The sequence below is a fragment of the Methanospirillum stamsii genome (genome assembly GCF_003173335.1).
Taxonomy (GTDB): domain Archaea; phylum Halobacteriota; class Methanomicrobia; order Methanomicrobiales; family Methanospirillaceae; genus Methanospirillum; species Methanospirillum stamsii.
In genome coordinates this window covers 29,968-55,522 of sequence record NZ_QGMZ01000041.1, presented here as the reverse complement: position 1 = coordinate 55,522, position 25,555 = coordinate 29,968, and the positions used below count along the sequence as shown (strand labels likewise).

Annotated in this window: 25 protein-coding genes; 12 read left to right on the top strand and 13 right to left on the bottom strand. The window is 40.8% G+C overall.

Annotated elements, in window-relative coordinates; translation table 11 throughout:
- Window positions 1–440 precede the first annotated feature (440 nt).
- Window positions 441–806, bottom strand: coding sequence for a carboxymuconolactone decarboxylase family protein (locus DLD82_RS15615; RefSeq protein ID WP_219968484.1), 366 nt, complete (start codon window positions 804–806; stop codon window positions 441–443).
- Window positions 807–870: 64 nt separating this feature from the next.
- Window positions 871–1,317 carry a MarR family winged helix-turn-helix transcriptional regulator gene (locus DLD82_RS15610; RefSeq protein ID WP_109942058.1) on the bottom strand — a complete coding sequence of 149 codons (447 nt, stop codon included), beginning with the start codon at window positions 1,315–1,317 and terminating at the stop codon, window positions 871–873.
- 127 nt (window positions 1,318–1,444) lie between these two features.
- Between DLD82_RS15610 and DLD82_RS15605 the strand changes: the two genes are divergently transcribed.
- Window positions 1,445–2,206, top strand: coding sequence for a hypothetical protein (locus DLD82_RS15605; RefSeq protein ID WP_146199834.1), 762 nt, complete (start codon window positions 1,445–1,447; stop codon window positions 2,204–2,206).
- A 108-nt stretch (window positions 2,207–2,314) separates the two neighbouring features.
- Here DLD82_RS15605 and DLD82_RS15600 read toward each other — a convergent pair whose 3' ends face one another.
- The 3 genes from DLD82_RS15600 to DLD82_RS15590 form a co-directional block, all read right to left on the bottom strand.
- The gene (locus tag DLD82_RS15600; protein WP_109942056.1) at window positions 2,315–3,139 is read right to left on the bottom strand and encodes a hypothetical protein; all 825 of its coding nucleotides are present in this window, start codon (window positions 3,137–3,139) and stop codon (window positions 2,315–2,317) included.
- Window positions 3,140–3,250: 111 nt separating this feature from the next.
- Window positions 3,251–4,078 carry a hypothetical protein gene (locus tag DLD82_RS15595; RefSeq protein WP_109942055.1) on the bottom strand — a complete coding sequence of 276 codons (828 nt, stop codon included), beginning with the start codon at window positions 4,076–4,078 and terminating at the stop codon, window positions 3,251–3,253.
- Between the two features lie 93 nt (window positions 4,079–4,171).
- Window positions 4,172–4,531, bottom strand: coding sequence for a cupin domain-containing protein (locus tag DLD82_RS15590; RefSeq protein ID WP_181391483.1), 360 nt, complete (start codon window positions 4,529–4,531; stop codon window positions 4,172–4,174).
- Window positions 4,532–4,892: 361 nt separating this feature from the next.
- Here DLD82_RS15590 and DLD82_RS15580 point away from each other — a divergent pair, with 361 nt between their 5' ends.
- The 4 genes from DLD82_RS15580 (at window position 4,893) to DLD82_RS15565 (ending at window position 10,125) form a co-directional block, all read left to right on the top strand.
- Window positions 4,893–6,065 (top strand): MFS transporter, encoded by a 1,173-nt coding sequence (locus tag DLD82_RS15580; protein ID WP_109942052.1) that lies wholly within the window; start codon window positions 4,893–4,895, stop codon window positions 6,063–6,065.
- A gap of 163 nt (window positions 6,066–6,228) precedes the next feature.
- Window positions 6,229–6,867: a cobalamin B12-binding domain-containing protein gene (locus DLD82_RS15575; RefSeq protein WP_109942051.1), complete on the top strand. Its 639-nt coding sequence runs from the start codon at window positions 6,229–6,231 to the stop codon at window positions 6,865–6,867.
- Window positions 6,864–7,904, top strand: coding sequence for a uroporphyrinogen decarboxylase family protein (locus DLD82_RS15570; protein ID WP_109942050.1), 1,041 nt, complete (start codon window positions 6,864–6,866; stop codon window positions 7,902–7,904). Before DLD82_RS15575 ends, DLD82_RS15570 begins: the two co-directional genes overlap by 4 nt.
- Window positions 7,840–10,125 (top strand): PAS domain-containing protein, encoded by a 2,286-nt coding sequence (locus tag DLD82_RS15565; protein ID WP_109942049.1) that lies wholly within the window; start codon window positions 7,840–7,842, stop codon window positions 10,123–10,125. The genes DLD82_RS15570 and DLD82_RS15565 overlap by 65 nt, the downstream gene beginning before the upstream one ends.
- A gap of 13 nt (window positions 10,126–10,138) precedes the next feature.
- On the opposite strand, the gene DLD82_RS15560 is transcribed toward DLD82_RS15565, so the two are convergent.
- A complete protein-coding gene (locus tag DLD82_RS15560; RefSeq protein WP_181391482.1) occupies window positions 10,139–11,113 on the bottom strand; it encodes a glycoside hydrolase family 26 protein in 975 nt (324 codons plus the stop codon).
- A gap of 192 nt (window positions 11,114–11,305) precedes the next feature.
- Here DLD82_RS15560 and DLD82_RS15555 point away from each other — a divergent pair, with 192 nt between their 5' ends.
- The 3 genes from DLD82_RS15555 to DLD82_RS15545 are packed head-to-tail and all read left to right on the top strand — an operon-like array spanning window position 11,306 to window position 15,498.
- Entirely contained in the window at window positions 11,306–12,478 is a 1,173-nt protein-coding gene (locus tag DLD82_RS15555) for a sensor histidine kinase (RefSeq protein ID WP_181391481.1), read from the top strand.
- A 24-nt stretch (window positions 12,479–12,502) separates the two neighbouring features.
- Complete coding sequence (locus DLD82_RS15550) at window positions 12,503–12,934, top strand: response regulator (protein ID WP_109942046.1); 432 nt, start codon at window positions 12,503–12,505, stop codon at window positions 12,932–12,934.
- Between the two features lie 14 nt (window positions 12,935–12,948).
- Entirely contained in the window at window positions 12,949–15,498 is a 2,550-nt protein-coding gene (locus tag DLD82_RS15545; RefSeq protein WP_109942045.1) for a glycosyltransferase family 2 protein, read from the top strand.
- A gap of 5 nt (window positions 15,499–15,503) precedes the next feature.
- Here the strand turns inward: DLD82_RS15545 and DLD82_RS15540 are convergent, their stop codons facing one another.
- Window positions 15,504–17,207, bottom strand: a complete 1,704-nt coding sequence (locus DLD82_RS15540) for a tetratricopeptide repeat protein (RefSeq protein ID WP_109942044.1) — start codon at window positions 17,205–17,207, stop codon at window positions 15,504–15,506.
- Between the two features lie 232 nt (window positions 17,208–17,439).
- Between DLD82_RS15540 and DLD82_RS15535 the strand changes: the two genes are divergently transcribed.
- Genes DLD82_RS15535 through DLD82_RS15530 form a run of 3 tightly spaced genes read left to right on the top strand, consistent with a single transcriptional unit; the run spans window position 17,440 to window position 18,562 of the window.
- The gene (locus tag DLD82_RS15535) at window positions 17,440–17,940 is read left to right on the top strand and encodes a hypothetical protein (protein WP_146199833.1); all 501 of its coding nucleotides are present in this window, start codon (window positions 17,440–17,442) and stop codon (window positions 17,938–17,940) included.
- A gap of 5 nt (window positions 17,941–17,945) precedes the next feature.
- A complete protein-coding gene (locus DLD82_RS19025; protein ID WP_219968483.1) occupies window positions 17,946–18,107 on the top strand; it encodes a hypothetical protein in 162 nt (53 codons plus the stop codon).
- A gap of 44 nt (window positions 18,108–18,151) precedes the next feature.
- Window positions 18,152–18,562 carry a PEGA domain-containing protein gene (locus tag DLD82_RS15530; RefSeq protein WP_109942042.1) on the top strand — a complete coding sequence of 137 codons (411 nt, stop codon included), beginning with the start codon at window positions 18,152–18,154 and terminating at the stop codon, window positions 18,560–18,562.
- Between the two features lie 481 nt (window positions 18,563–19,043).
- Here DLD82_RS15530 and hepT read toward each other — a convergent pair whose 3' ends face one another.
- From hepT to clpB, 6 genes are all read right to left on the bottom strand, one after another.
- Entirely contained in the window at window positions 19,044–19,490 is a 447-nt protein-coding gene (gene hepT / locus DLD82_RS15525) for a type VII toxin-antitoxin system HepT family RNase toxin (RefSeq protein WP_219968481.1), read from the bottom strand.
- Window positions 19,490–19,891, bottom strand: coding sequence for a nucleotidyltransferase domain-containing protein (locus tag DLD82_RS15520; protein ID WP_109942041.1), 402 nt, complete (start codon window positions 19,889–19,891; stop codon window positions 19,490–19,492). The genes hepT and DLD82_RS15520 overlap by 1 nt, the downstream gene beginning before the upstream one ends.
- Window positions 19,892–20,036: 145 nt before the next feature.
- Entirely contained in the window at window positions 20,037–20,279 is a 243-nt protein-coding gene (locus DLD82_RS15515) for a hypothetical protein (protein ID WP_146199832.1), read from the bottom strand.
- Window positions 20,280–20,585: 306 nt separating this feature from the next.
- Entirely contained in the window at window positions 20,586–20,978 is a 393-nt protein-coding gene (locus tag DLD82_RS15510; protein WP_109942039.1) for a HEPN domain-containing protein, read from the bottom strand.
- On the bottom strand, window positions 20,965–21,336 hold the full coding sequence (locus DLD82_RS15505; RefSeq protein WP_181391480.1) for a nucleotidyltransferase domain-containing protein: 372 nt from the start codon (window positions 21,334–21,336) through the stop codon (window positions 20,965–20,967). Before DLD82_RS15505 ends, DLD82_RS15510 begins: the two co-directional genes overlap by 14 nt.
- A 136-nt stretch (window positions 21,337–21,472) precedes the next feature.
- Complete coding sequence (clpB, locus tag DLD82_RS15500; RefSeq protein ID WP_109942037.1) at window positions 21,473–24,064, bottom strand: ATP-dependent chaperone ClpB; 2,592 nt, start codon at window positions 24,062–24,064, stop codon at window positions 21,473–21,475.
- A 205-nt stretch (window positions 24,065–24,269) separates the two neighbouring features.
- Here clpB and DLD82_RS15495 point away from each other — a divergent pair, with 205 nt between their 5' ends.
- Window positions 24,270–25,541 carry an ABC transporter substrate-binding protein gene (locus DLD82_RS15495; RefSeq protein ID WP_109942036.1) on the top strand — a complete coding sequence of 424 codons (1,272 nt, stop codon included), beginning with the start codon at window positions 24,270–24,272 and terminating at the stop codon, window positions 25,539–25,541.
- The last annotated feature ends 14 nt before the right edge of the window (window positions 25,542–25,555 follow it).

Below are 25,555 nucleotides of genomic sequence, written 5' to 3'. Positions count from 1 at the left end.
TTTACCATAAACCATATTTAAATTCAATAGTATAGAAAGTATTGCAACTAACTATAATTGCAACATGAATAATTCCAAATAGAAGTGCCAGGTATATCGCTCTGCGCTGATACCAGATAGCAGCAAGTACAACTAAAAGATAAATAAAATGGATGTAAACTGTGGATATTCGGAAGATGTAATGAATAAGAAATTCTAAAAAAACTGCAAGAATAATAAAAAAAATTAGAGACAGTGTTTTATACTTTATAAAAAAAACCTGACAAATGTCACTAATTTGATCCGACATAGATCTGTACTTTTTTACAGACCTTTTTGATTTAAAATGCTTTGCATCCTTTCAGGAGCGGAAAAAAACCTAAACTAATACCCATAATTAGAAAATTATAATTAATTTAGAGAGTAAATCTTTAAATATCCTAAATTGAACCTGAACAATGTCACTTTTTCAGTCCCGCTTCATCAAATACTTCCTGTGCTGCAAACAGGGCATTCAGAGCAGCAGGAAATCCGGCGTAAATACCTATTGTATTAATAATCGCAAGGATCTCTTCCTTTGAAAGTCCGACATTAAGTCCGGCATGGATATGAACTTTTAATTGTGGAATTGCATACCCAAGAGCGGTGAGTGCTCCAATAACCGCAATCTCCCTGGTTTTATCATCAATGGCCGGGATAGAATATACATCACCAAATGACTCTACTAAAAAACCCGCCATAAATGGCGAGATTTTACTAATCCTCTCATAGACCTCTTCTCCAGCCTTTCCATCCACATCTTTTAATTTTCTCAGACCGATTTCCATTCTTTCCTGGTCCATATAAAAGTGTTGGCCTCTCATCAATAAAAAGTTTGTTAGAGCTAACTAACTAATTATGAGTGTTGCTTTTTTGAGAAGAGGAGATCATGATCTGAAAAGCTTCGGCAAGTAATTTTTGCTGTTTTTCTGAGGTACAACGCTGAACCTGCAGTATAAATTTTTTGTACGCCAGTTCTTTATGGTGAAAAATGAGATGCCCTTTTTCAGTCAGGGAAAGATGATATTTTCTCTGGTCTTTTTCTGATTGTGTCCTGGAAATAAACCCGTCTTTTATGAGCCGACTGACAACCGCTGTTGCAGAAGGTTTTGAAATGGACAAAGCTTTTGCAAGCTCGGTAAGAGTGGTAACTTTTTGTCGCCGGATCTCCTGCAGGTAAAAAAACTGGTGAATCGTAATATCCGGAAGCCCGGTTGCTTTCATCTCAGCTTCGTCAGCTTCCCTGAGGACTTCGTGGTATTGTTCGATGAATAAAAGGAACAATTCTCCAAGATCCATGTGTAGTATGGGATACCTACCTCCATTAAGGTAATGAAACTTCCAAATCTTCTGAAAATTTAAGATACATTATTGAACTCCATGAAAACCCAAATTATTTAATAAAGAAGTAGTGAAAAGAGGTACCATGAGATTGAGAAAACTGCCGGTATTACTGGGACTTTCTATGTGTCTGCTGGTACTCTTCACCGGACATGTATCTTCGGTTATCCTGGAAGTTACAAGCCTTGGGACAGTATCTGAACTGAACGAAACTGAAAATACCCTCACAATTACAGAGCCCCGGACATATGGGTGTGAGTATTCAGCACAAGGGCTGACAAACTGTAGTTTTAGAAAAAGCGAAGACCTCTCCCTCACCGGAACAGTACCGGACAATGAAACATACTCTCTTATTGCACCCGGAGATCAGGTCGTTGTGACCGGATATGGAGGAGCTGATGGTACCTTTATTACCATTGCAAAGGTGGTTACCAATATGTCCGGTGCCCTTGTTGTGACCGATGCAATCGGAGATATCTCATCAATTCCGGTGCCCTTTATAGGGGGATATGAAGTCCTCCAATCAGAAATTCCGGACTGTGAAAACTGTTCAGGGACACTTTGTACTGCTTCAGGTGCACTGGTAACAATCAGGGCTGAGGGAGAAGATCTTGTAAGCAAAGAATTGATTCCGGATGAAACACTCTCTTATAACGGGAGAAATGACGGTTCAATGGTAAATGTAACCTTTGTTTCCGGAACCGCCCCGTCATCGCTTTGTAAAAACGCCACCCTCATGACCGGACCCCAATCGGTATCTGACTTCATCGTCTCAATTACTCCTCCAATTGGAGAACAGGAAGAATGTGATTCATCCGATAATCCGGATGAAAAGAAATCAGAATAATATCAGGAATCATAGGAAAGAACCATTTCCCATTTTTCCGGTTCCTTTACCTATAAGTCCAACTCAGCGGATTTTTTTTATTGATTTCGAAAAAAAACTAAAAAGTTATTAGGTTACCATTTCTCCGGTGAATTTCCCGGCATTCGAACAACTATGCTGATTCCCCCTGGTTCCTGAAAATGATGACCAGTCTTCATTAAATATGACCATGAACTGTCCGCCGACTGCTTTAGAGGGATCCTTCTCAATAACAGACCAGTTTGAAGACCAGGAACCAAACCAGACCGGGCCGTTTAATGTTCCATCTATAGTAATATCATCAGTTAAAGTCCCCTTCAGATCCTGATACAAACCCATTTTTTCAGGAGTTGTCAGATTGAGCTCTCCCATACTGGTTTTGTAATTACCAATGGGATATCCGGTCAGGTAGGCCGAAAGATTGAGATTTAAAGGCTCATATTCGGCTGAATAAACCAGATTATAATTTTGAATTGAGTCTCCCTTATCCAAGGAATTACGGAGAATAACATAATACGGGATTTGTACAGAACTGTTAATGAAGTACTTCATCACCATGTTCAAGGGAACTCCGTTTGAAAAACTTAAATCCTTTACTTCATTTCCAAACTGGTAAAATTGTGTCCCGATCATTTCAATGTCTGCAACCGGTCCATTCACATCGACTGGAGAAAATTCCACCCGGATAGGAAGAATATCTCCCTTCGGAGTCCAGAATGGCTGGATAATCTCATTTGTTGTTAGTATTCCAAGTCCTGCGGGGATATTCATGGTCCCTGCACGGGAAATGAGATCATCAGTTGCATAAGGGTTGGGTTTTACAGCCTGGTTAAAGGAGATCAAAGATTCAGCGAGAACTCCCTGCATCATCAGAAAAACCAGAAAGAAAAAAAGTGCAATAGTATACCTTTTCATGTCATATACTCCGGAGGGTATACTGATACGTTGAATTCAACAGATATATCAGTATCGAAAAAGGTTAGTATGAAAAGCCCAGGTAAACTCAGCCAGGTTTTCAAAAAAAAATTACGTTCCTTTTTCACCGGTAAATTTCCCGGCATTAGAGCTGCTCTGCCAGTTTCCTTTCGTCCCGGAAAAAGATGACCAGTCTTCATTAAACACTACCATAAATGATCCAGAGAGAGCCTTTGAAGGATCACGATCAAAAGTTGCATCATCCGGGCCCCAGGAACCAAACCAGACCGGACCGTTTACTGTTCCGCCAATAATATAGCCATCAGAAAATGTCCCATTTAGATATGGCAACCAGTCAGGTTTTTTAGAAAAGGTCAGATTGATAGCTCCCATACTGGTATGATAGTTGCCTGATGGATTTCCTGACTGGTAAGCAGTTTGGTTATACGATATCGGTTCATATTCTGCTGAATAGACATAATTAAAATCATGAATCGTATCCCCTTTATCCAGCGTATTGCGAAGAAAAAGATAATAAGGGATTGTTTCTGAGCTGTTGACAAAATACGTGGTTACGATATTCAATGGAACACCATTTGAAAAAGAAAATATATTTTTTACCTCATTTCCAAATTGGTACATATCAATTCCGACAATTGAAAGATCAGCAATAGGTCCTTTCTGATTTACCGGAGAAAAATCCATCCGGATAGGAAGAACATCATGGGCTGGTGCCCAATATGGCTGGATAATTTCATTTGTCGTAAGAATTCCAAGTCCTGCAGGAATATTAATTGTCCCTGCACGGGAGATTAGATCATCAGTTACATATAGGTCCGGCTTTATTTCCTGGTCAAAGGAAAAGAGCGATTCAGCCAGAACACCCTGCATTGTCAGAAAAACCAAACAGATAAGAACTCCAATAGAAAACCATTTCATATGACTTACTCCGGATATTACTGATACCTTGAATCCAACAGATATATCAGTATCGAAATAAATGAATCAAATGAAAAAAAGGAATCGAAAGATCTATTCCAATGACGGAACAAACATCGCAAGAAGAACCAAATCCCTGTTCCCTGCACGGACAATATGAGTTACTCCCGGAGGTGTAACAAAGGTCTGACCCTTTGTTATCGGAAAATCCCTATTATCCAATGTAAAAATCCCATTACCTCCAAGAATTACGTTCCATTCATATTGGGAATCATGACTATGTAATGGTACTTCACAATTTTCCTGTACCCGCACAAGATGATAACTGAATTTTCCATTCGTCTGGGTATCTCCGATGAGATCCTTTAGAAAAACTCCTTTCCATCCGGGGGGAGAATACCAGGGTATATCATCTGAATCAGAAACATGATCCTGAAAAAAAGAATACTGCAAAAAATAATATCTCAAAAAATTTCTCCAAAAAAATATTCAAATGAAAACTGTGTCATTTATCTGGAGATCATGAGGTTATGTGAGCCAGATAATATTTATTACCTATTTTTACTTGGATTTCCATGAAAATTCTTAATCATCGCTTGTTTATGAACTGGATTAAAACCGATACCTATTTTCATAGGTGCACCGATCAATCTATAACGAAAGGAAGTATCATCCGGATATTCTTATCACTTTCAGGATTCGACAGAAATAGCCGGGATAAAAATCCGAGCGGACGAAAAATTATTCTTACTTATCTTTTCAAACGCCCGAATATTTCCTGATATCGCCATCATTATATCTAGAATATGCATCCATGAACGCTTCACTGACTCCTGTTGTTGATACAAATACCCGCAGCCGGATATTCTTCTCACTCTACGCTGCAGTTTTTTGTGCAATGATAGGTGTTGGAATCGTCATTCCCCTGCTCCCCCGGTATGCAGTTACCATGGGAGCAACCGGTATCTGGATTGGGACAATCTTTTCTGCCTTCGCTCTTGCCCGAATACTGTTTCTTCCGGTATTTGGAAGGATGTCAGATAATTACGGGAGAAAGAAACTGATTCTTATCGGGCTTTCATCCTATGCCATCCTTTCCGCATTCTATCTTCTTGCCGGAACCGTTTATGAACTGACAGCTCTGAGGTTTTTTCACGGCATGGCCTCTGCCATGATCCTCCCAATCGCGATTGCATATATAAGTGATATCGCTCCAGTCGATGAAGAAGGGAAATTTATCGGCTCCTTTGTCAGTTCCATCTACCTTGGTATGAGTTTTGGACCATTCATCGGAGGAGTGATATCAGATCTCTTCTCCATGAACGCAGTTTTTTTTGCAATGGCATTTTTCTCTCTCCTGGCACTCACCACAAGTTTCTATTATCTCCCGGATATTTCTTGCAAACCTGCAATAAAGTCCTCTTTTAGGGACATTATCTTCCATAAGGCACTTCAGGGACCAATCCTTTACCAGCTCATGTATGCCCTTGCAAACGGAACGTTCATGGTTTTTTTGCCAATCGTCGCCATTCAGGACCCGGAGATCTCGTCATCCGAGACCGGACTTATCATTTTAGTATCTGTCATTTCCACTCCGGTATTTCAGCACTTTTTCTCCAGGATATCGGACTCTTTCCGGCATTACCATCTGATAGGAGCCGGAGTTTTAATGATAGGGATATCACTTCTCATGGTTCCGGTAACAAGCGGAATAGAATTTTATCTGTTTTCAGCCCTTCTCCTTGGAATTGGACGAGGTCTTTCCCTTCCGGCCCTGTTTGCCCTTGTAACCTGTGCAGGCCGTGAAATCGGTCAGGGTAGTGCTTCGGGAATGGTCAACACCTCACTTGCACTCGGTCTCATCATCGCCCCTCTCCTCTCCGGTCTGGTAATGGACTGTTCCGGAATTAGTATGGTCTTTTACCTGTCCGGATGTATCACCCTTGTCTGCACCGGTGTCTTCCTCAAATTGGATAGACGAAAGTAAGAAAAAAATCCTGACCTGAACCTGATTAACATCAACCCCCAGTTAAAATAAAAGAATGATTTAGAAAACTTTTCTATTACGAATATTCATAAATCGAATGTGGTTTTTCATTCTGATCTCCTAGAAACATATATTTTCTACAAAATACAAAAGGAGGTTATTTATGACAGCAGATTTTTCCCAAAAAAAGATCGACGATCTTATCTCTGCTTTGTTGAACATGGATAGACTTGCTGTCAGGGAAATACTATCTACACCCCATGAAAATGCTGAAAAACTTTACATTATTGATTCCATAGTAGTTCCTGCTTTAGAAGAGATCGGGAGAAGGTGGGAAGAAGGAACCCTTGCCATATCACAGGTATATATGGCTGGAGTCCTTATCGAGGAAGCAATTACGGCATTATATCCATATAATGAATATGATAGTAGTAAAAAATCCAAAATCGCCACGGTTGTTCTCGAGGATTATCACATGCTTGGAGAGCGGATTGTGGCAGCATACCTGATAGGTGCCGGATATTCCCCAATACGATATGGAAGGAGAGATGCTGCTGAATTACTTCCCCTCATTCAAAAGGACGAAATTAAATATCTTTTTATATCCACCCTGATGCTCCCGTCAGCGTTGAAGATCCGGGAAATATCAGATCAGATCTCAAATGAGGGCGTGAAAATCATCGTGGGAGGAGCACCATTCAGGTTTGATCCGGACCTTGGAAAAGAAGTAGGTGCAGACCGTGTTTGTTTTACCGCATCGGATGCAATCACTGCCCTTAGGGAGATGGAGGGTACATCATGACAATGAGTTCATTAGAGAGGATTCTAACAACAATTAGTCATAAAGAACCAGACAGGGTTCCACTCATTCTCAATCCTACCATGCATCCCGCCAGAGACATGGGCATACCCTTAAAAAAATATTTTACATCTTCAGAACTTGTTGCCCAGGGCCTCATTGCAACCCGTGAAAAATTCGGTACTGATGCGTATATCGGATTTCATTATTCCCCGGTGGAATACGAAGCATTTGGGGGAGAGGTAATTTTCAGGGAAGACGGGCCACCAAATAGCGGAAGGCCGATAATCAGAACCGGAGATGAAATAGACACCCTTACCGCTCCGGTAGTAGAAGAGACAGAATGCCTTCAGGTAGTGCTGGATATGATTAAGACCCTGAAAAAAGATGCTCCGGATGATGCTCCCATTTTTGGTGTTGCTATATCCCCTCTTTCACTCCCGGTCATGCAGATGGGATTTGAAGATTACATCCGCCTCATATATTCAGATGAAATCCGATTTAACCGGCTCATTGAAGTAAACAAACGCTTTTTCATGGACTGGGCAACTGCTCAGATAGAGGCGGGAGCGAGTGGAATTATCTATTATGATCCGGTCTCATCTCCAACCATCATCCCCCCGGAACTATACCGGAAAACAGGACTTAAAATTGCAAAAGAGTTAATTCCCAAAGTGCCAGGGCCAGTAGTGACGGGGTTTGCATCAGCCAGTGTTCTTCCGATTCTTGACAATGTCCTTTCCACAGGAACGGTGGGTGTTGCCGTCTGGGGCGGTGGACATGAAAAATTATCCGAGATTAAGCAAAAATGTGCCGGAAAAGCTACGGTCATTGGGAACCTCAACGGCATAGAGATGAGACACTGGACTCGGGAAAAAACTTTTTCAATAGTAAAACAGGTAATATCTGATGCAGCCCCTGGTGGAGGTTTCATTTTGAGTGATAATCACGGAGAAATTCCATTACAGGTTCCTGATGAAGTTCTCTTTGCAATCCGTGATGCCGTATATGAATATGGGAGGTATCCAATCTCTGTCTAGTGCAAAACACGGTGAACTCTGTCTTTTTTTCTGTGAGACACTAAAAGAAGAGATCACACATATTTTTCACAACCTTTCTGCCCCAAAAGGAACAAGACTGTTTTTTTACCCGCATTACTGTACAGCAGGAAAATTCAAAAATGAGCATGTTGAGACATTTTTCTCTGAACATATGCATCCTGAAAAATCCGGATTATTGTTTGGCGATAAATCCCTTTCCAAAAGAGACATTCTTCCAACAAATATTACCTCTGTCGGTCCGGATACCTGCCATGCACTGGTCGCTCCAATTGAATTGATTCAAGATTTAGCGTCAAAGGGAAATTATGTTATCTTTCCCGGGTGGCTTTTAAACTGGGAACGATATGTAACCGAAATGGGGCTTAATCCCTCAGTCCCCACGACCTTTTTTTCTTCGAGTTTGCGTGGAATTATCCTTTTAGATACCGGTCTTATCGCCGTTTCTGAGGATATCATCAGATCATTTGAGAAATTTACCGGACTTCCAGTTACTACTCTTAAAACAGGCACATCTTACCTCACAGCGATTGTAAAAACTGAGATATGCAATTGGAGAATAAAACAGATCAATGATTTGGATGAAATACGTAATCAATCTCCGCTTCAATCCTATGCTACTCAGATGGCCGTAATTTCACTTATCAGTGAGGTTGCTTCAGTAAATGAAGAATCTGAGGTCATATCCCGTATTTTTATCATGTTTCAATCACTTTTTGCACCTGAAAAAATTGAGTACCTTCCGTATACATCATCAGGGCCAGAAGAGATTCGTATTTTTCCTCCCGGCGGGAGTGTCCCATCATCTGAATTACTCTTCATCGGATTAGAAAGAGATTATTACCTCCTTGACGATAATCACGGATTTATCATTTCCATCCGACATAAAAAAATGATTCTCGGCGTTTTAGGCATATTTGGGGTTTCAGTTCCGGACAGGATACGAGAATACCTTAACCTAACCCTTTCCATGACCTCCTTCCTTGGTCTTGCCATAAACAACTCCCGGTTATGGGGTGAGATTCAGAAAATAAAAAGGGAATTAGAAGATGCAAATGACAAACTGAGAGATAATAACGAGGACCTTCTTACCTTAACTCTGAAGCTTCAGGCTTCAAATCAGGAACTCATTACGAGCCGGAAAAAAATTGAGGATAGTGAAGAGTTCATCAAAACAATTGTTAACTCAGCGAATATTGGAATCATGGTGCTCGATAAAGATGCCCGGGTTTTGTTTTACAACCCTGAAATGGAACGCATTTTCGGATTAAAGTTTGAACCAATGAAAGGAAAAGTTGTCTTTGAATTTTTCCCTCATTTAGATAAAAACGGAACATATCCTTATTTTTCCAAAGCCGTTGCCGGAGAAAAAATTGTAGCACCTGACCTTGAGATGCATTTTCAATCCAGGGATCATAGTACCTGGATTTCAAGTATTTTTGTGCCGGTTTATGACAAAGATCTTTCCATCATTGGTGTCACGAATTATGTGTTTGATATAACTGACCGGAAAGAATCTGAGCAGGAATTAATGAGAGCTTATGAAGCACTTAAAGTATCTCAGAATAAACTGGCAATCCTCAGTAGTGTGACAAGGCATGACATCCTCAATAAAGTCATGGTCATCTATGGGTATAGTGAGCTGCTTTTGGCTACTACAACAGATGAAGCAGAAAAGAAAAATCTTAAAAATATCCTGACCGCAGGAAATGACATCAAAACCCTCATCACCTTTACCAAGGAATACCAGGAGCTTGGTATGCAAAAACCGGTATGGATGAGAATAGGAGAAGTTATGAACAGACCATCAATAAAATCCATCCTAAGGGGTTTTGAACTCTCAGTTCAGGAAATTCCCATTGAAATCTATGTAGACCCTATGTTTGAAAAAGTAATGTATAACCTTATTGATAATTCACACCGGCATGGTCAGGAAGTATCCGCCATTACTATTTCAGCGGAGCAATCAGGTGACGATTATCGAATTGTTTATGCAGATGATGGTACAGGTATTTCAGAGGAGGAAAAAAATCTAATTTTTAAACAAGGCCATGGAAAGAATACCGGAATGGGATTGTTCTTAATCCGGGAAATACTGGACATTACAAAGATATCAATACGCGAATGTGGTACTCCCGGAAAAGGGGCCACGTTTGAAATGCTTATACCAAAAGACAGTTGGAGAAGAATATCCCAGAAATAATAAATTCAAAAAATTATCCACAGACTTTTCCCAAAACTGTATCCCTTGCCAGATATTTCCGGAACAGAACCTGAATGTCAGGGTCTTCTTCAATCCGCATGGTGGTATTATTACGGTAATTGGAATCTATTGGCCATCCGGCATTCCACCATACATACCCAATAAGGTCAGGCCAACTGTTTTTAGCCAGGGATAAAAATACCTCCTCAATCCAAGGGTATGCAGGAGTGTTACAATTATGTAAGTCAGTTCCTATCTCAGAAAGAATAACCGGTTTTGCGGGGGAAATATTTTTCGCTTCCTTGTATCCGATATTCATCATCTCTGAAAAGGAAAGCGTTCCGTTTTCAAACCGGGTCAGCGCTCCGTATACTGATACACCAACGATATCAATATACTCATCACCAGGGTAGTAATTATCCGGGGCATTCCAGGATTCTTCAGGATTTGAATGCCAGTTCATATGGAAGACCCAATATAGATTATTCGCCCCTTCCTCATCCATAACATCGATAATATGCCTGTAGGCTGATTTAAATAACTCTGTTCCTTCCGCCTTTCCGGTCCAGTACCCATTCCAGGAAAACCACCACCCATTCATTTCAGTTCCATATTCAATAAGAATCGGATATGAAACATCACGGGCATCTCGTGCAAAAGCCCGTAAATCTGAATCATAATAACCGTCTCTGATCCGTTTCAGGGTGTAAAAAGGCTCAGGCTGGTATTGTTTATTGTCCGTCCGGAGCATTAACCGAATGTAGGGTATCGCACCAAAGGAATGAATGGTGCTTGCCTGATCAGCAGGAAACCTACGATTTAAACTCCATTCATGAGAAAAGCATATGATTGCCAGAGGTTTGCCGGTGTGATGAATATATGAACTGATACTCTCATCAGAAATATCCATCTCATTCATATGATATTCTACCGGAGTAAAAGCACCATTCCAGAGTGTGCCATTTCCAGGAATACATAATTCCTGCATGCTTCCCTCGGTAATGGAACAAAAAATCAGGAACATTGAGAAAATAACCAACCCGGAACAATGAAAAAAACTGGATTTAGAGTTAACATGAACGATGAGCTTTTTCTTCATTGAACAAGATGGTACCATACCCAAGATACAATATGGATGCCGGTTTATGTAAGTATGCAGGTTCTGTATGAGTTCACCATAATGACGTCCATACCAGAATATCTATCCGAAATATCCGATGAGGAAAAATTTCACATACTTTTAGTTATTAGCTCAAAACCAATTGGAGCAGTAACTAAAAAATATCTTGAAATGCCCAGTCTCCTTCATGTTCATGTATGCCCTACCGGAAGGGAAGCAATAGATATTGTCAATAAAGAATCATTTGATCTCATTTTGTCTGACTATGATCTGGATGATACAGATGCCATCAATCTACACCTCAACCTTCAACAATCTGGCATTAACATTCCCTTTCAACTATTTAATATTACAGACCGTGACCGTGAAATATTAACTACTTTTGCTCAGAATCCAACCGATGAATCATCTATAAAAAATGACATCAACATCATTTTCAATGAACTATCTCAAAAAATAGCTCAATCAATAGAATTATTCCGGACTCGCAACCGTCTTGAATTATACACCCGGCATCTGGAAGAATTAGTAGAAGAAAGAACCAGACAATTACAAGAGGCACAGCGTTATGCAGTCATTGGTGAAGTTGCAACGATGATTGGCCATGATATGCGAAATCCACTTCAGGTAATCACTAACATGCAATATATTCTGGATTCCGCCTTAAACAAAATGTCTCCAGAAGAACATTCAATTTTAATGAAATATGGAATTCGTGATATTTTTAACCGGATTGGGGGAGAAATATTATACCTGAACAAGATAATATCAGACCTGCAGGATTATTCACGGGTTATTACTCCTGAGAGAGAGATTACCAATCTTGAACCCCTTTTTGAAGACCTTATTCTCAAATTATCACCTCCGGATTCAATAACAGTCATAAAAGAGATTGAATCAGGTATCAGGATCAGGGTAGATCGCTTATTATTCATGAAAGTCATGGAAAATATTATCACTAATGCAATTCAGGCTATGCAGAAAGGTGGAGTATTGACCGTAAAGGCGGGCTTGAAATCAGATAATATCAGTATATTCATTTCAGATACCGGAATAGGTATTCCCGAGGGTGTAAAGGCAAGAATTTTTGATCCTCTTTACACGACAAAACCAAAAGGAACCGGTCTTGGTCTTGCTGTCTGTAAACGACTGATTGAAGCACAGGGAGGAACAATATCTCTAAAAGAAACATCTTCAAAAGGTACAGCCTTTGAGGTAAATTTACCGGTTTAGAAATTATATAATGGGAGTATAACAATGAAAAGAATTCTTTATGTTGATGATGACCCGGCAATTCTGGACAGTTCAAAACAAATTCTTGAACTTGAAGGATATGAAGTTGATACTGCATTGACGGGCGAAGAGGCACTTTTAAAAATCGAGAATGATTTTTTCCATCTTGCCATATTTGACATCAAGCTTCCGGATATGGAAGGGACAGAGTTACTGGTAAAAGCCCATAAACTCCGTCCAGGTATGAAAAAAATCATGGTGACCGGTTATGCCAGCCTTGACAATTCAGTCTTTTCTTTAAATGCCGGAGCAGACGGATACCTTATGAAACCAGTAAACCCGAAGGATCTCATCGAAAAAATCAAGGAAAAACTTAACGAACAGGAGAAGGAAGCAGAGTTGGATGGTGAGAAGGTTGCTGAATTTTTAGAAGAGCGATTACTCTCTCTCAAATGAGAATGTGACACATCATGAGTGATATAACAAAGGATGAATTAATAAAAACCCTTCAGGAGATGGATGTCCCCAATACCGTATTACTTGAAGATCCTGAAATCACTCTTGAAATGATTATTCCTGCAATAAAAAAATTCCGAATTTCTGTCCCTGATGATTTTTATGCATTTTTGGCAAACCGGATGGGGCTTTCCTTTATGGAAGCGGATTTTCTTCTTACCCGGCCCCAGGTTGGATCCATCCTTCCCTATGCAATCGGAGACCAGGCGTTCATTGTCCTGCTTGAATCCAAGCCCTCATATTTAAAGATAGCAACCGCAAATCCACTTGATACTCCATTATTTAAAAGAATGGAGGATCTTTTCGGGAAAAAGATAGAGAGAGTGGTCACTCCTCTCAATGCTGTTCTGGCAGTTACTGATGTGAGTTATCAGGGCCCTCATGCGTACAGTGCATTAAGTGAACTGGTCAATCGTTCGCCGGACGAATCTGCATACCGGATATTACTCCCCTGGCAAAAAGCGGCAATCATCATCGGATTACTGATTGCTGCAGTCCTTGTCATATCTAACCCGTATTTCTGGTTATTTGTCTTCTTTACCATCACAAATATTGCATATTTTGTCATGAATCCTATCAAGTTTTATATCTCACTTGAAGGACTGGCCGGTACAAAAAAAGTTATCTACATCTCTGATGATGATGTAAAAGAATTAAAAGACGAGGATCTCCCGGTATATACGGTATTAGTTCCGTTGTTCCATGAACAGGAGATGCTTCCCCATATTTTACAAAACATTTCAAATATCAATTATCCACGGGACAAACTGGATGTAAAGATCCTCATGGAAGAAGAGGATACTGAAACTCTTAATAAGGCAAGAAAACTAGGCCTCTTTGGAAATATAGAAGAGATAATATCTCCGATGTCAGAGGCCGAATATCATTCATTTTTAAGTATTTTTCATCCGGTGGTCATCCCGAATGCAGAAATCAAGACCAAGCCACGTGCCTGTAATTATGGACTAAAGCGGTCCAGGGGAGAATTTGTTGTCATTTATGATGCAGAAGATTTTCCTGACCGTGACCAGCTGAAAAAAGTCGTTATTGCCTTTAACCGTCTTGGTGACAAATACGCCTGTGTCCAGTGCCTCCTTAACTTTTATAATGCCCGGAAAAATCTGCTTACCAGATGGTTCTCCATTGAATATTCTTATTATTATGACTTTTATATACAGGGGCTTGATAAAATTGATGCTCCTATCCCACTCGGCGGGACCAGCAATCATTTCCGGATGAAAACCCTGAAAGAACTTGGTGCCTGGGACCCGTACAATGTCACAGAAGATGCCGACTTAGGGATGCGGATTGCACGGAAAAAACTGCACACCGGTGTTTTAAACTCCCATACCTATGAGGAAGCGGTTACAAAGGTTCCGTCATGGATAAAGCAGCGATCACGGTGGGTAAAGGGATTTGTTATCACCTGGTTTGTCACGATGAGGCATCCGATACGGGTTTTTAAAGATATAGGATTTAAGAATTTCCTGATTTTCCAGACCGGATTTGGGGGGAACTTCTATCTTCCCTTAATGAATCTGTTTCTCTGGCTGGTTTTTATCGCGGCATTTTTTGTTCCGAATTACTTCTCCGGATGGTTTAATTTTTGGCCTTTTGCAGCTATTGCGGTATTTAATTTACTGATAGGAAACCTCTTTTTCCTCAGTATGATGATGGTTGCAACTTATAAAGAAAAACAATATGATCTGCTCCTGTATGCATTCTTTTCTCCGGCATACTGGATTCTGATGAGCATAGGGGCCTGGAAAGGAACGCTCCAGTTAATATTTAAGCCCTACAAGTGGGAGAAGACAAGTCATGGAACCGAGGTAATTCAGGAACAATTGATCATTGAACATCCGGAGCGGTTTTCACGTCCGGTAACATGGATTGAAGTGAAATCACCGGATTTTGACCGGGGAACCAGGCATGCTACAGCAACCCAGGTAGGTCTCTCTCTAGGACTTACTATTCTCTTCATACTCTTTGCATTGATTATCTTTGGAGTTATTGAGTACAAACCGATTTCAGACCATATCACAGTAACCCAGGTTCCCGGACTTGCCCAGGTATTGAAACCCTACCATGAATATAAAGCAGGAGAAGAGGTTCGATTACTCAATTATGAAACCCTTCCAAATCCTTCTTCAACCCCTCCTCCACTCGTAACTCAAAAACCTGAATTAACGAAGGTTACGCCATCTCCAACTCTTCTCGGGAAGAATAGACCTGTTCAGGCCATATCATCGCCCTTGGAACCAGGCCTTTTGCTCCGGTATGATCCCCGGGTAAACCAGATTATCATCACTGCGGAGGAGGAGATTCCGGCGGATAATTATTACGAGATTCTCCTTGGGAGTGACTCGGGTAACATGAGACAATTCAAATTATTATCAATTCCCGGATCTCTTTCCATAGACGGTGGAGAAAATAGAACTACGGTGAATATTTTCAGGGTATACCAGACCGGAGCAAAAGTTCCGGTCATGAATTCTACGGTATAAAATATTCAGGTGAGATTACAGGCCCCGGCCCCAAAGGGAAGAGTCAGGTTGTAGTAAGAAATTGCCTCATCCGGATTATTCCCTTCTGCACCGGCTTTTACCTTCCATCTCTTAAACTCTTCATTCCCCGGATCAAATGTCAATGCTTTTGTGAAATATTCATAGGCAACCGGGAAATTCCCAAGATAGTAATAACTCTGTCCTCCAAAGAACCAGGCCCACCGGTTGCATGGATATTTGTCGATTGATCTATCGAATTCTTCTGCAGCCAGAGAATACCGGCTCTGGTTCAGATAACAGTTCCCTTTTACATAGTATGTCCAGGGGATGGATGGATCAAGCTGACTGCTTCTGCTGAGATAAGGGATTGCATAGTCACATTGCCCGAGTTTTTGAAGGATATCCCCCCGGTAATAATACGCCCAGGCATTTCCAGGGTCCAGGATAATTGTCTTATCAAAACTGCATAATGCATCCTGGTACAGTCCCAATTCATATTCGCTCATTCCCCGGTAGTACCATGCCTGAGCATTCAGAGGGTAAAGGGTTACGGCTTTGTTTAGATCAGTCAGGGCATCATTATACCTCATGTCATGGTATGCTATTGCACCGGAGTAAAACCAGTATGTCCCATTATTGGGATTAGAGTCTAATTTTGCCAGGACTTTTTCTGACGACCATGCTGCCGGATCTGCCTGGGCCTGGGCTGCAAGATATTGTGTATGATAATCCGGAGAATATGCATCTATCTGCAAAGCCATACCGATTGCATCCAACGCTTTCGAGGTATTCCCATTTTGCAGATAAGCACGTGATAATTCATACCATGCTTCCGCCTGACATGGTGTTCGTGAAAGGCTGGTATCGAGTTCTTTTATCGCATTTTCATAATCACCTGACTTTGCCAGGTTTTTACCATATACATACCTGGCCCAGTCATTATCCGGATTTATCTTAAGGGAGAGTGCATAATTCTCCTCTGCAGCAGTTTTGTTCCCCTGCTTTTCAAATGCACGTCCGAGTTCATAATATGCTCCGGCATTGGAGGGATCAAGGACAATTGCCTTCCTGAGTGACGTTATTGCATCGATACTCCTTCCAAGTTCTATCAGGGATGAACCGGTGAAATACCATGCAGCACTATTTTCAGGATCGATGGCTACTGCTTTCTCAAACCAGGGGATTGCATCGGAGTATTTCTTTTCTTCATACAGGAATCTACCTTTGTTAAATGCTGACCAGGTACTGTTTGGATCTATGAGGAGATCATGTTCAACCTGGATATATGAAAGAGGTGATATATTACTCTGGACTGAAGAGAGGAACTCGAGAGCCGTTTCATTCCCGGGAATCAGGTCTAAAACCGTATACAGATCCCGTACCGCCCGTCCCTTGTCTCCAAGTGCAATGAGTGTTTTGGCTCTGAAGAGGAGAATAGTTGCATTTTCAGGACTTAATTCAGAGGCCTTTGTAATCGCTTCAAATGCCTGTTGAATATCTCCATTGGCAAAGAACAGGTCCGCTTTAGCATACCAAAGGTCAGGATTTTCCGGATTGATTCTTAATAGGTTATCCAGATCTACAGGTGCATCCTTTTGCTCACTCACAACAGGAGGTTTGTTCAAATCTGTTGAGAGGTTTTGTGAAGTACATCCACAGACCAGACAGATTATTATAAAAATGAGAAACAGACTGATTCTCAGCTGCATACCATCTCATTGATCTTTGAGGAGAAAAATACTCCCAAATCAGATAATTATTTAATTATTGTTCCGGATACATCACCTGATGATGAATATCAAAAATCCAAATAACATGGATTATTTCTTCTTTAGTACAAGATAAAAAAAATTAGATGTACCATTCTATTCATATCTTACATCTCATCTTGTAAAATATAAATCCTCAAATATTTCCATATTCTGAACAAATATAAGTACAATGCCGGATAGTAGTGGACAAAACCGTCATTTGATCTCTCTGTTTCTTATCATCGCAATCATGGTGACGATAATAATACAATTTTTGTCATGCAAAGCATGTAGTATAACTATTCCGGATTCAATTATTATTGAGTTTGCACTTCTTTTTGTTACAATACTCACATTTATTACTGCCTTTAAGCATTACCATATTTTTGTCCACCTTGGACTTGCTTGTGGGATGTATTCGCTGATAACAAATCTCTCTTCCCAGTTTATGGGAGGAACTCTCCTGATTACAACTTTCATAACACCGATATTTATTATTATCAGCCTTTTTTTCATAATCACCGGTGTCCGTATCTCTATGAAAGAATATGAAAAGAAGGTCATCAGGTACCGGTTACAGAAGGTTGAACTTAACAAGCGGCTGGCAGAACTATTTGAGATGAGTATGGCTCTTGATCAGGCAAATAAAAAAACCGCCTTCTCATCAGCCTTACCCGACATGATCTCCTGAATCAATTGACTATCATACTGGGATTAAATTCAATTGTGATAGAAGAACTTGAAACATCAGATACTACTAAAATCAGACAATATTTATCCAGAATAGAAAAGGCAGGAGAACGCATTAAGGAGATGATTGTTTCCGTCAACCAGAAAGTTGAATATCCGGTAAAATAACGGAAGAAACTTCATAATCTTCCAGGAAAAAAGTATGTAGCCTTATGATAAAAAAGATCTTTAGTGTGGCAGTTCTTGTATTCCTGACTGGAACCCTCATCGGAACCGGAACTGCAGATACCGGAAATTATTATGCCGATTATTATGGAAAGTATGGCACAAAACTTAACACAAACTTTTCCATGGACTATCCCGAATATTTTGATGCGAAATTTGATCCTAACACCGGATTAACTGTCAGCAGTACTCCTGGCGGGGCTGAAATATTTGTGAATGATGAAAGTATGGGAGTTACCCGGATACTCAAAAACAAAGTAATATCAGGCCTGATTCCCGGTGACTATACCATAAACCTGACCTATCCGGGATATACCAATTATACAACATCTTTTCCCCTGGCTGATGGCGAAGTTAAAACCATTGAAGCGGTTCTTGCACAAAAAGAAAAGGTATAATTCAATATTCAGTTTTCTTTTTTTGAACTCCGAAGAACCTGATTCAAAGACAAGGTCTTACAGGCTCCATATCATTTTTTGAGAGTTAAACCGGATAATTTTTTTGGAACCTGAAGAAGAGATAAACCCTAAAATAATCAGAAGTTTATCCCTTATCCAACTGATTTCGACATATGCCGTAAGGCTATACGTTAATTATATAACTACAGACGTATAACTATAGTATATCACACCGTCATCCTCTGATGACAGGAGTAACAGTTCATCAGGGACCTAAAATTTTCTCCAGGTTCCGGATCAACTGCAATCATGCGATCCATTCCTCCAACATTTCAGGGGGTAGTAAACCCCCTTCAACACGTATTCTCTTATTGGATGTCTCCGTCCAAAAAAAAGAATTATATATCTATCGGATTATAACCCTCTGTCCTGAAAATGGCCATTTCAGGGTAATTGTAAAAAAATATAGAATACCGGGCCGCTACTTCTGATTTGAATCGAGCAATTTCACGATACTCTGACAGAAAAATTCAATGTCATCAATTTTTGTCATAAGAACCTCAAAAATAATTTCATCATTGATTCTCCCATACTGGTGCACAAGAATATTTCTCATCCCCTTCATATTCCGGAGAGTATCTAAAAGCCGTGCATCAATAATTTCAATTTTCGCCAGATTAGTAAGGATATCCTCGTCATTTTGTGGAATCCCAAGTTTCAAATCACGATTCAATATGGCACAAATATCAAAAATGCTTTGGAGAACATATTCAAGTCGCTTATATAAGCCATCTTTTAAAAGACCGAGTGCAAGAAAATCATTTAAATCTTGATTTTCAGGCAGATTGTTACGAATCAGAGTAAGAGATTCATCAATTTCACTGAGGAGATACCGTATCTTTTCTCTCCTGACAATACGCATATTCATTATAATGCCCTTTCCCCGATATAATCCAGATAATGTGGCTTAAAGAATTCATATTCCCTTATTGTCCTGTACGCTATATCATATACTTCATCTTCGTTGGTCATGTACAGTACTTCTCCTTTAAAGACATTGATCTGAACAAATAATGGCAGATGCTCAAAAATATGAACATCAAAGATGTCAGAGACTCTTCCAAGAATATAAATACGGAATTTTTCTGCATCAAGATTAGCCAAATCCGTTGAAATTGCAATATCGATATCTGAATTCTGATCATTCGTTCCTTCGGCTACCGATCCATAGAGCATGACAAAGCGGACATGACGAAAATCCGGTGTGGTTTTAAGAGTTTTTAGAAACCCCTGAATTTTGGATCTGACTGTATCTGAATCTTTCATCATGCTCTCCGGATACTAATATTGATGTATGTACATATATTCAATTTTATCCATCAAAAAGTAACGATATCAGATAAAACTCATGAATATCAGAATGATGAGAACTTTTTTTAGAACTACCTTGGGAACATAGGTTAATATTCCCGGACTAATCTGAACATCGTGGAAATACACAATCTGAAGTCATCGCAATGGCAACTTCGTGATCTGATGTTCTCACAATAACTGTTCCATTAACTCCTCGTATATCCATAGATTCGTTTACTACCAGTGATTCAGGATATGTCCCTTCTGAAACGAAAATCCGATCTCCATCTAAAGAACCATTGATCGCTGCCTTTATACAGGGATAATCACATCCCTCCGAAAAGACCGTAATTTCAGAATGCACATGAGTTTCACCATTTTGAACTTTTTCCGCCAATTGTCCTGCATTACCTCTGAGATCCAGGATTCAAATGGCACTTCTATATGTGGGGTAAGGGCCCCCTCCGCAGCTCCCACAATGCCGCAGAAAACGAAAAGAATTACTACCCCTCCTTGTGAATATTCTTCTCATCGACATATCCCAGGGAATAATTTATCCCAAAGTATATAATTAATATGATAGAATTATACAGAGAGTATCAGAGTAAATTATTACACCTAAATCCCGTTACAGGGATATTTTTTATTCTAAAAACATTCCCATACTGGCCTAATTGATTGTTTTCAATCTGGATTTTACCATTTTGAGAAATGAACCGGCATCATGGAGAACATATTCAGCTTGTTCCCTTGTGATATCTGAATTAACAGAATAATCTGCTTTTTCTTGTAATTCTTCAGCATTGGCGAGCATTCTGCCATATTCTTTATCGATCTCTCCAGTTAGGATAAATGCCTGCCCAAATTGAGTTATCAATCCGGTATGTGTTTTCACAATAATACTTCGTGTCAGAAGAATTGCGTTCGCCACATGAAACATGGCATAATAAGCCCTGTTTACAGTATCTGAAAATAATCCTTTCTCCATAAGAAATTCAGCGGCTGTCAGCCTTTCAGAAGCAGCACGAATATTCAGTGCAATCTCCTCATTATTTGGAAACAACAAAAACACCCTCCTCGCTGACAGTCCTGAAGAAAGAAAATGACCCGGCCTTCGCAAACCTATCCTGCGGCAAATATTTTACCGATAAATAAACTCCATTTTCAAGACCAATATCAAATGCAATATTTATTAATTCCCGCTCAAATCTCCAGTCATCAAGCTTACCAGTGATAAGCAGATCGACATCTGATTCACGGGTATCCTCTCCTCTTGCAACAGAACCATATATGATAACATTATTAATTTTATCCGGATATTTTTGAGTTATTTCCTGAACAAATGAATTTATTGCATTCATCACTTCCGGACGATTCGAAGGAATATCTCCAGATAACACTATACAATACCGTATTATCACAATAATAAAAAAACTATGTGTCCATTAAAAACTTCGATTCCATATCCCAAAAGAGAATTGAAAATTCTGATTTTTCCAATCTTTGTTATCTGATGATATGGAGCTAAAAAAAAGGGAGAGATGTTATCCGGAATTATTATTTATTACTGAACACAAGTTTTCCATCCTGTTCATCAACCACAATCTCTTTCTCCCGGCTCACCTCACCGGCAAGTATCATCCTTGAGAGCTCATTGAGCAGATTTCTCTGGATGACCCGTTTGATAGGCCGGGCACCAAATTGTGGGTCAAAACCCATATCAGCAATTAAGCGGACGGCATTGTCCGTCGTAATAAACCGGACATCATTCTTTTCCAGCATCATCCGGACCAGGTTGAGCTGCAACTCCACAACCGTCCGTATCTCATCAAGAGTTAGCGGCCGGAACATGATAACTTCATCGACCCGGTTTAAAAATTCCGGACGGATGGTCTTTTTCAGCAGGTCAAATACCTGTTCACGGGTTTTATCATAGACTTCTTCCCGGTTCTTTTCGGTGGTATGTTCAAGACTCTCCTGGATGAGATGAGATCCGATATTCGAGGTCATGATGATGATGGTATTCTTAAAATCCACCGTCCGACCTTTGTTATCAGTCAGTCGTCCATCATCGAGAACCTGCAGCAGAATATTAAACACATCCGGATGGGCCTTTTCTATCTCATCAAGGAGGACCACCGAATATGGTTTTCTCCGTACTGCTTCGGTCAGTTGTCCGGACTCTTCGTACCCGATATACCCCGGAGGTGCTCCAACCAGCCGTGAGACCGTGTGCCTCTCCTGGTACTCCGACATATCTATCCGGACCATACTGTTCTCGTTATTGAACAGGAATTCTGCCAGTGCTTTGGCAAGTTCGGTCTTTCCAACCCCGGTAGTCCCGAGGAAGATAAATGATCCAATCGGACGCTTTGAATCGGACAGTCCGGCCCGGTTCCTCCGGATAGCATCAGATACCGCTGCAATCGCTTCTTCCTGACCGACCACCCGCTTATGAAGCTCGGTTTCAAGACTGAGAAGCTTTTGTTTCTCACTCTGGAGCATCCTGCTGACCGGAATTCCGGTCCACCGTGAAACCACCTCGGCAATCTCTTCTGCATCAACCTCCTCGTTCACCATTGCAGAGTCTTTCTGTAATCCGGTCAGTTGTTCCTTTAACCCTTCAATAACCTTCTCTTTCTCCGGAATCCTGCCGTACCTGATCTCTGCAACTTTTCCGAGATCACCGGTCCGGTTTGCACTGTCCGCCTCAAATTTCAGATCTTCTATCTCATTTTTTCGAAGCTGAATCTGTTCGACCAGATCCTTTTCAGACTGCCATTTTGCCTTCAGCCGGTTTCGTTCTTCACTGAGATTTCCAATCTCTTCGTTCAGGCTGTCAAGTTTTACCTGATCCTTTTCCCGTTTGATGGCTTCCCGTTCAATCTCCAGCTGCCGAATACGCCTCTCAATCATCTCCAGTTCTTCCGGAACCGAGTTAATCTCAAGCCGAAGCTTTGAAGCAGCTTCATCGATGAGATCAATCGCCTTGTCCGGAAGGAATCTGTCAGAAATATACCGCTGGGAAAGTTCTACCGCTGCAATAATTGCTTCATCTTTTATCCTGACATGGTGATGAGTTTCATACTTCTCCTTGATTCCCCGGAGGATAGAGATTGCATCAAGAGTATCAGGTTCATTAACCATTACCGGCTGGAACCGGCGTTCAAGGGCCTTATCCTTCTCAAAGTACTTCTGGTATTCCTTGAGGGTGGTTGCACCGATGACATGAAGTTCTCCTCGTGAAAGGGCAGGTTTTAAGATATTGGCGGCATCCATAGCCCCTTCACTCGCACCAGCCCCGACCAGAGTATGGATCTCATCGATAAAGAGGATAATCTCTCCATCGGAAGATACTACTTCTTTTACCACACTTTTTAGTCGTTCTTCAAATTCTCCCTTGTATTTAGCCCCGGCAATCAGGGCACCCATGTCAAGGGAGAAGAGTTGCTTTGTTTTCAGATTATCCGGCACATCTCCATCAATGATCCGGTGAGCAAGACCCTCTGCAATGGCGGTTTTACCAACACCCGGCTCTCCGATGAGAATCGGATTGTTCTTTGTCCTCCGGGAGAGAATCTGTAAAACTCTCCGGATCTCATCATCCCGGCCGATAACCGGGTCAAGTTTTCCAGAGAACGCCAGTTCGTTTAAATTTTTAGCAAACTGATTTAATGCGTTATATGTCTCTTCTGCAGTCTGACTACTGACCGTTGATCCTTTCCGGAGCTGCTTGATAGCAGTCTTCAAATCTTTTTCAGACACTCCGTTCTCTTTCAGGAGCCGGGCAGTAGCATCATTAACGGAGAGAATACCAAGCAGGAGATGTTCAATGGATACAAATTCATCCTTGAACTCCTGGGCAATTCCACTCGCTTTCTGTAGGGCTTTTGTTGTATCATGCGAGAGGTACGGTTCACCTCCCGTAATCTTTGGCAATGCATCGATATTGCGATCCAGAAGCTGGGTGAACCGGTCAAGATGAACATTGAGTTTTTTTAGAAGATAGGGAATGACATTCTCATCCACGATGAGCATACCCTTAAGGAGATGAGCTGTCTCAATGGCCTGGTTCTGTTTTCCTGCCGCAATTTCCGTTGATTTCTGGATTGCTTCCTGTGATTTCAGGGTGAAATTATTAAAGTTCATAATAAGGATCACTTTGTTATTGATTTGTAATTCTATATATAATTAACTGAAAGATCTAATACAAAAAACAAGCTAGATTTTGCCAATCAGATGGTGTATCATGAAATGAGAGAGAATTTGATGAATTTAACAGAACACAAAAACAGATTATGCCTTTCACATAAATTACCGGAATTTTTATAGCCCTTCCTAATAACTTCACTATATGACATATACCGGAAAAATACCCGTGCTGTCCGGAATAATAATTATCTCCCTGCTTCTCTTACCTATCGTGGCCTGTGCCGATTCCAGCAGCATCGACTCTGATTCAATTATTGTATATGGAATGTATCCAACATCAGGCTCGCTGACTGTCCAGGGAGAAGGATGCTTAAAAGCGTTTGAACTCGCCGTCTCGGATTTTAATAAATACCTCGCAGGTATTAACTCAAAAAAACGGATCTTTCCATACATTACTGCAATCACTTCAGATACAGAATCAGTCCTCGCAGAACTGACAAAACTGGATGATGTGAAAGCGACCACGGTTATCACCTATCTATCTGATGTGCAGGCAGATGCAGTCAGGGATTATTGTACTTCCCATGGTATCCTCCTTCTTGCAACCGGACCAGTATCTCCTCACCTTGCATCTCCGGATGACAATCTCATCAGGTTTAACCCGGACAATACCATACAGGGCCGGGTTGCAGCCAGATGGTTTGCTGAAAGAGGGATAACCCGTATTGTGCCGCTCGTCTGTGATGATCAAAGGAGTGGAGGACTCATGAATGCGGTATCACAGAGCCTTGGAGAGGGCATATCCATGGAAGAAATTACCTGGTACAGTCCGGATACGACCAATTTTACCGATATACTATTACGTCTTGACCAGAAAACCAAAACCGTCCTTACCAGTCTTGACCCGGAAAAGGTCGCGATATATGCAGTTACCTCAAACGAACTGCAGTCCATTTTCACCGAAGCTACAAAAGATGAGTATGAAAATCTGGCAAAGGTCGCCTGGATAGGTTGTGATACAAATGCCCTGCTTCCTGAACTGACCGGAACATCAAAACCGGCTGAATATGCATATGCAAGGAACTTCACAGCATTTTCCCTCGGCTCAGATCGTACCGTGAAAAATTCCCCCACATATCAGGCCCTCCCAATAATTACAGAAGGAAAATCTCCTTCTGGTTATACCCTTGCTACTTATGATACTACATGGATTGCTCTAAAAGCTCTGATTATGGACGGCTCTCCGGACAGCAGATCAATGGAAGATGCTGTTCTCAAAATGGCAGAACAACATTACGGTCTATCCGGCAAATTCAGGATGGATATAAACGGAGACCGGAATACAGCAGTGTACACGATCTGGGAGCTCTCCAAAGATGATGATGGGATAACCTGGAAAGAAACCGCAAATGCCGAGATCCAAAATGACAGAAAAGATTCAAGTGCTATCTCAATCACACCGGTTTTTAATTGAACCATTGAATTTTA

Coding starts and splice junctions, on each gene's coding strand:
- DLD82_RS15615 (WP_219968484.1), bottom strand. CDS start 806: ATGGAAATCGGTCTGAGAAAATTAAAAGATGTGGATGGAAAGGCTGGA.
- DLD82_RS15610 (WP_109942058.1), bottom strand. CDS start 1,317: ATGGATCTTGGAGAATTGTTCCTTTTATTCATCGAACAATACCACGAA.
- DLD82_RS15605 (WP_146199834.1), top strand. CDS start 1,445: ATGAGATTGAGAAAACTGCCGGTATTACTGGGACTTTCTATGTGTCTG.
- DLD82_RS15600 (WP_109942056.1), bottom strand. CDS start 3,139: ATGAAAAGGTATACTATTGCACTTTTTTTCTTTCTGGTTTTTCTGATG.
- DLD82_RS15595 (WP_109942055.1), bottom strand. CDS start 4,078: ATGAAATGGTTTTCTATTGGAGTTCTTATCTGTTTGGTTTTTCTGACA.
- DLD82_RS15580 (WP_109942052.1), top strand. CDS start 4,893: ATGAACGCTTCACTGACTCCTGTTGTTGATACAAATACCCGCAGCCGG.
- DLD82_RS15575 (WP_109942051.1), top strand. CDS start 6,229: ATGACAGCAGATTTTTCCCAAAAAAAGATCGACGATCTTATCTCTGCT.
- DLD82_RS15570 (WP_109942050.1), top strand. CDS start 6,864: ATGACAATGAGTTCATTAGAGAGGATTCTAACAACAATTAGTCATAAA.
- DLD82_RS15565 (WP_109942049.1), top strand. CDS start 7,840: ATGAAGTTCTCTTTGCAATCCGTGATGCCGTATATGAATATGGGAGGT.
- DLD82_RS15560 (WP_181391482.1), bottom strand. CDS start 11,113: ATGCAGGAATTATGTATTCCTGGAAATGGCACACTCTGGAATGGTGCT.
- DLD82_RS15555 (WP_181391481.1), top strand. CDS start 11,306: ATGACGTCCATACCAGAATATCTATCCGAAATATCCGATGAGGAAAAA.
- DLD82_RS15550 (WP_109942046.1), top strand. CDS start 12,503: ATGAAAAGAATTCTTTATGTTGATGATGACCCGGCAATTCTGGACAGT.
- DLD82_RS15545 (WP_109942045.1), top strand. CDS start 12,949: ATGAGTGATATAACAAAGGATGAATTAATAAAAACCCTTCAGGAGATG.
- DLD82_RS15540 (WP_109942044.1), bottom strand. CDS start 17,207: ATGCAGCTGAGAATCAGTCTGTTTCTCATTTTTATAATAATCTGTCTG.
- DLD82_RS15535 (WP_146199833.1), top strand. CDS start 17,440: ATGCCGGATAGTAGTGGACAAAACCGTCATTTGATCTCTCTGTTTCTT.
- DLD82_RS15530 (WP_109942042.1), top strand. CDS start 18,152: ATGATAAAAAAGATCTTTAGTGTGGCAGTTCTTGTATTCCTGACTGGA.
- hepT (WP_219968481.1), bottom strand. CDS start 19,490: ATGAATATGCGTATTGTCAGGAGAGAAAAGATACGGTATCTCCTCAGT.
- DLD82_RS15520 (WP_109942041.1), bottom strand. CDS start 19,891: ATGATGAAAGATTCAGATACAGTCAGATCCAAAATTCAGGGGTTTCTA.
- clpB (WP_109942037.1), bottom strand. CDS start 24,064: ATGAACTTTAATAATTTCACCCTGAAATCACAGGAAGCAATCCAGAAA.
- DLD82_RS15495 (WP_109942036.1), top strand. CDS start 24,270: ATGACATATACCGGAAAAATACCCGTGCTGTCCGGAATAATAATTATC.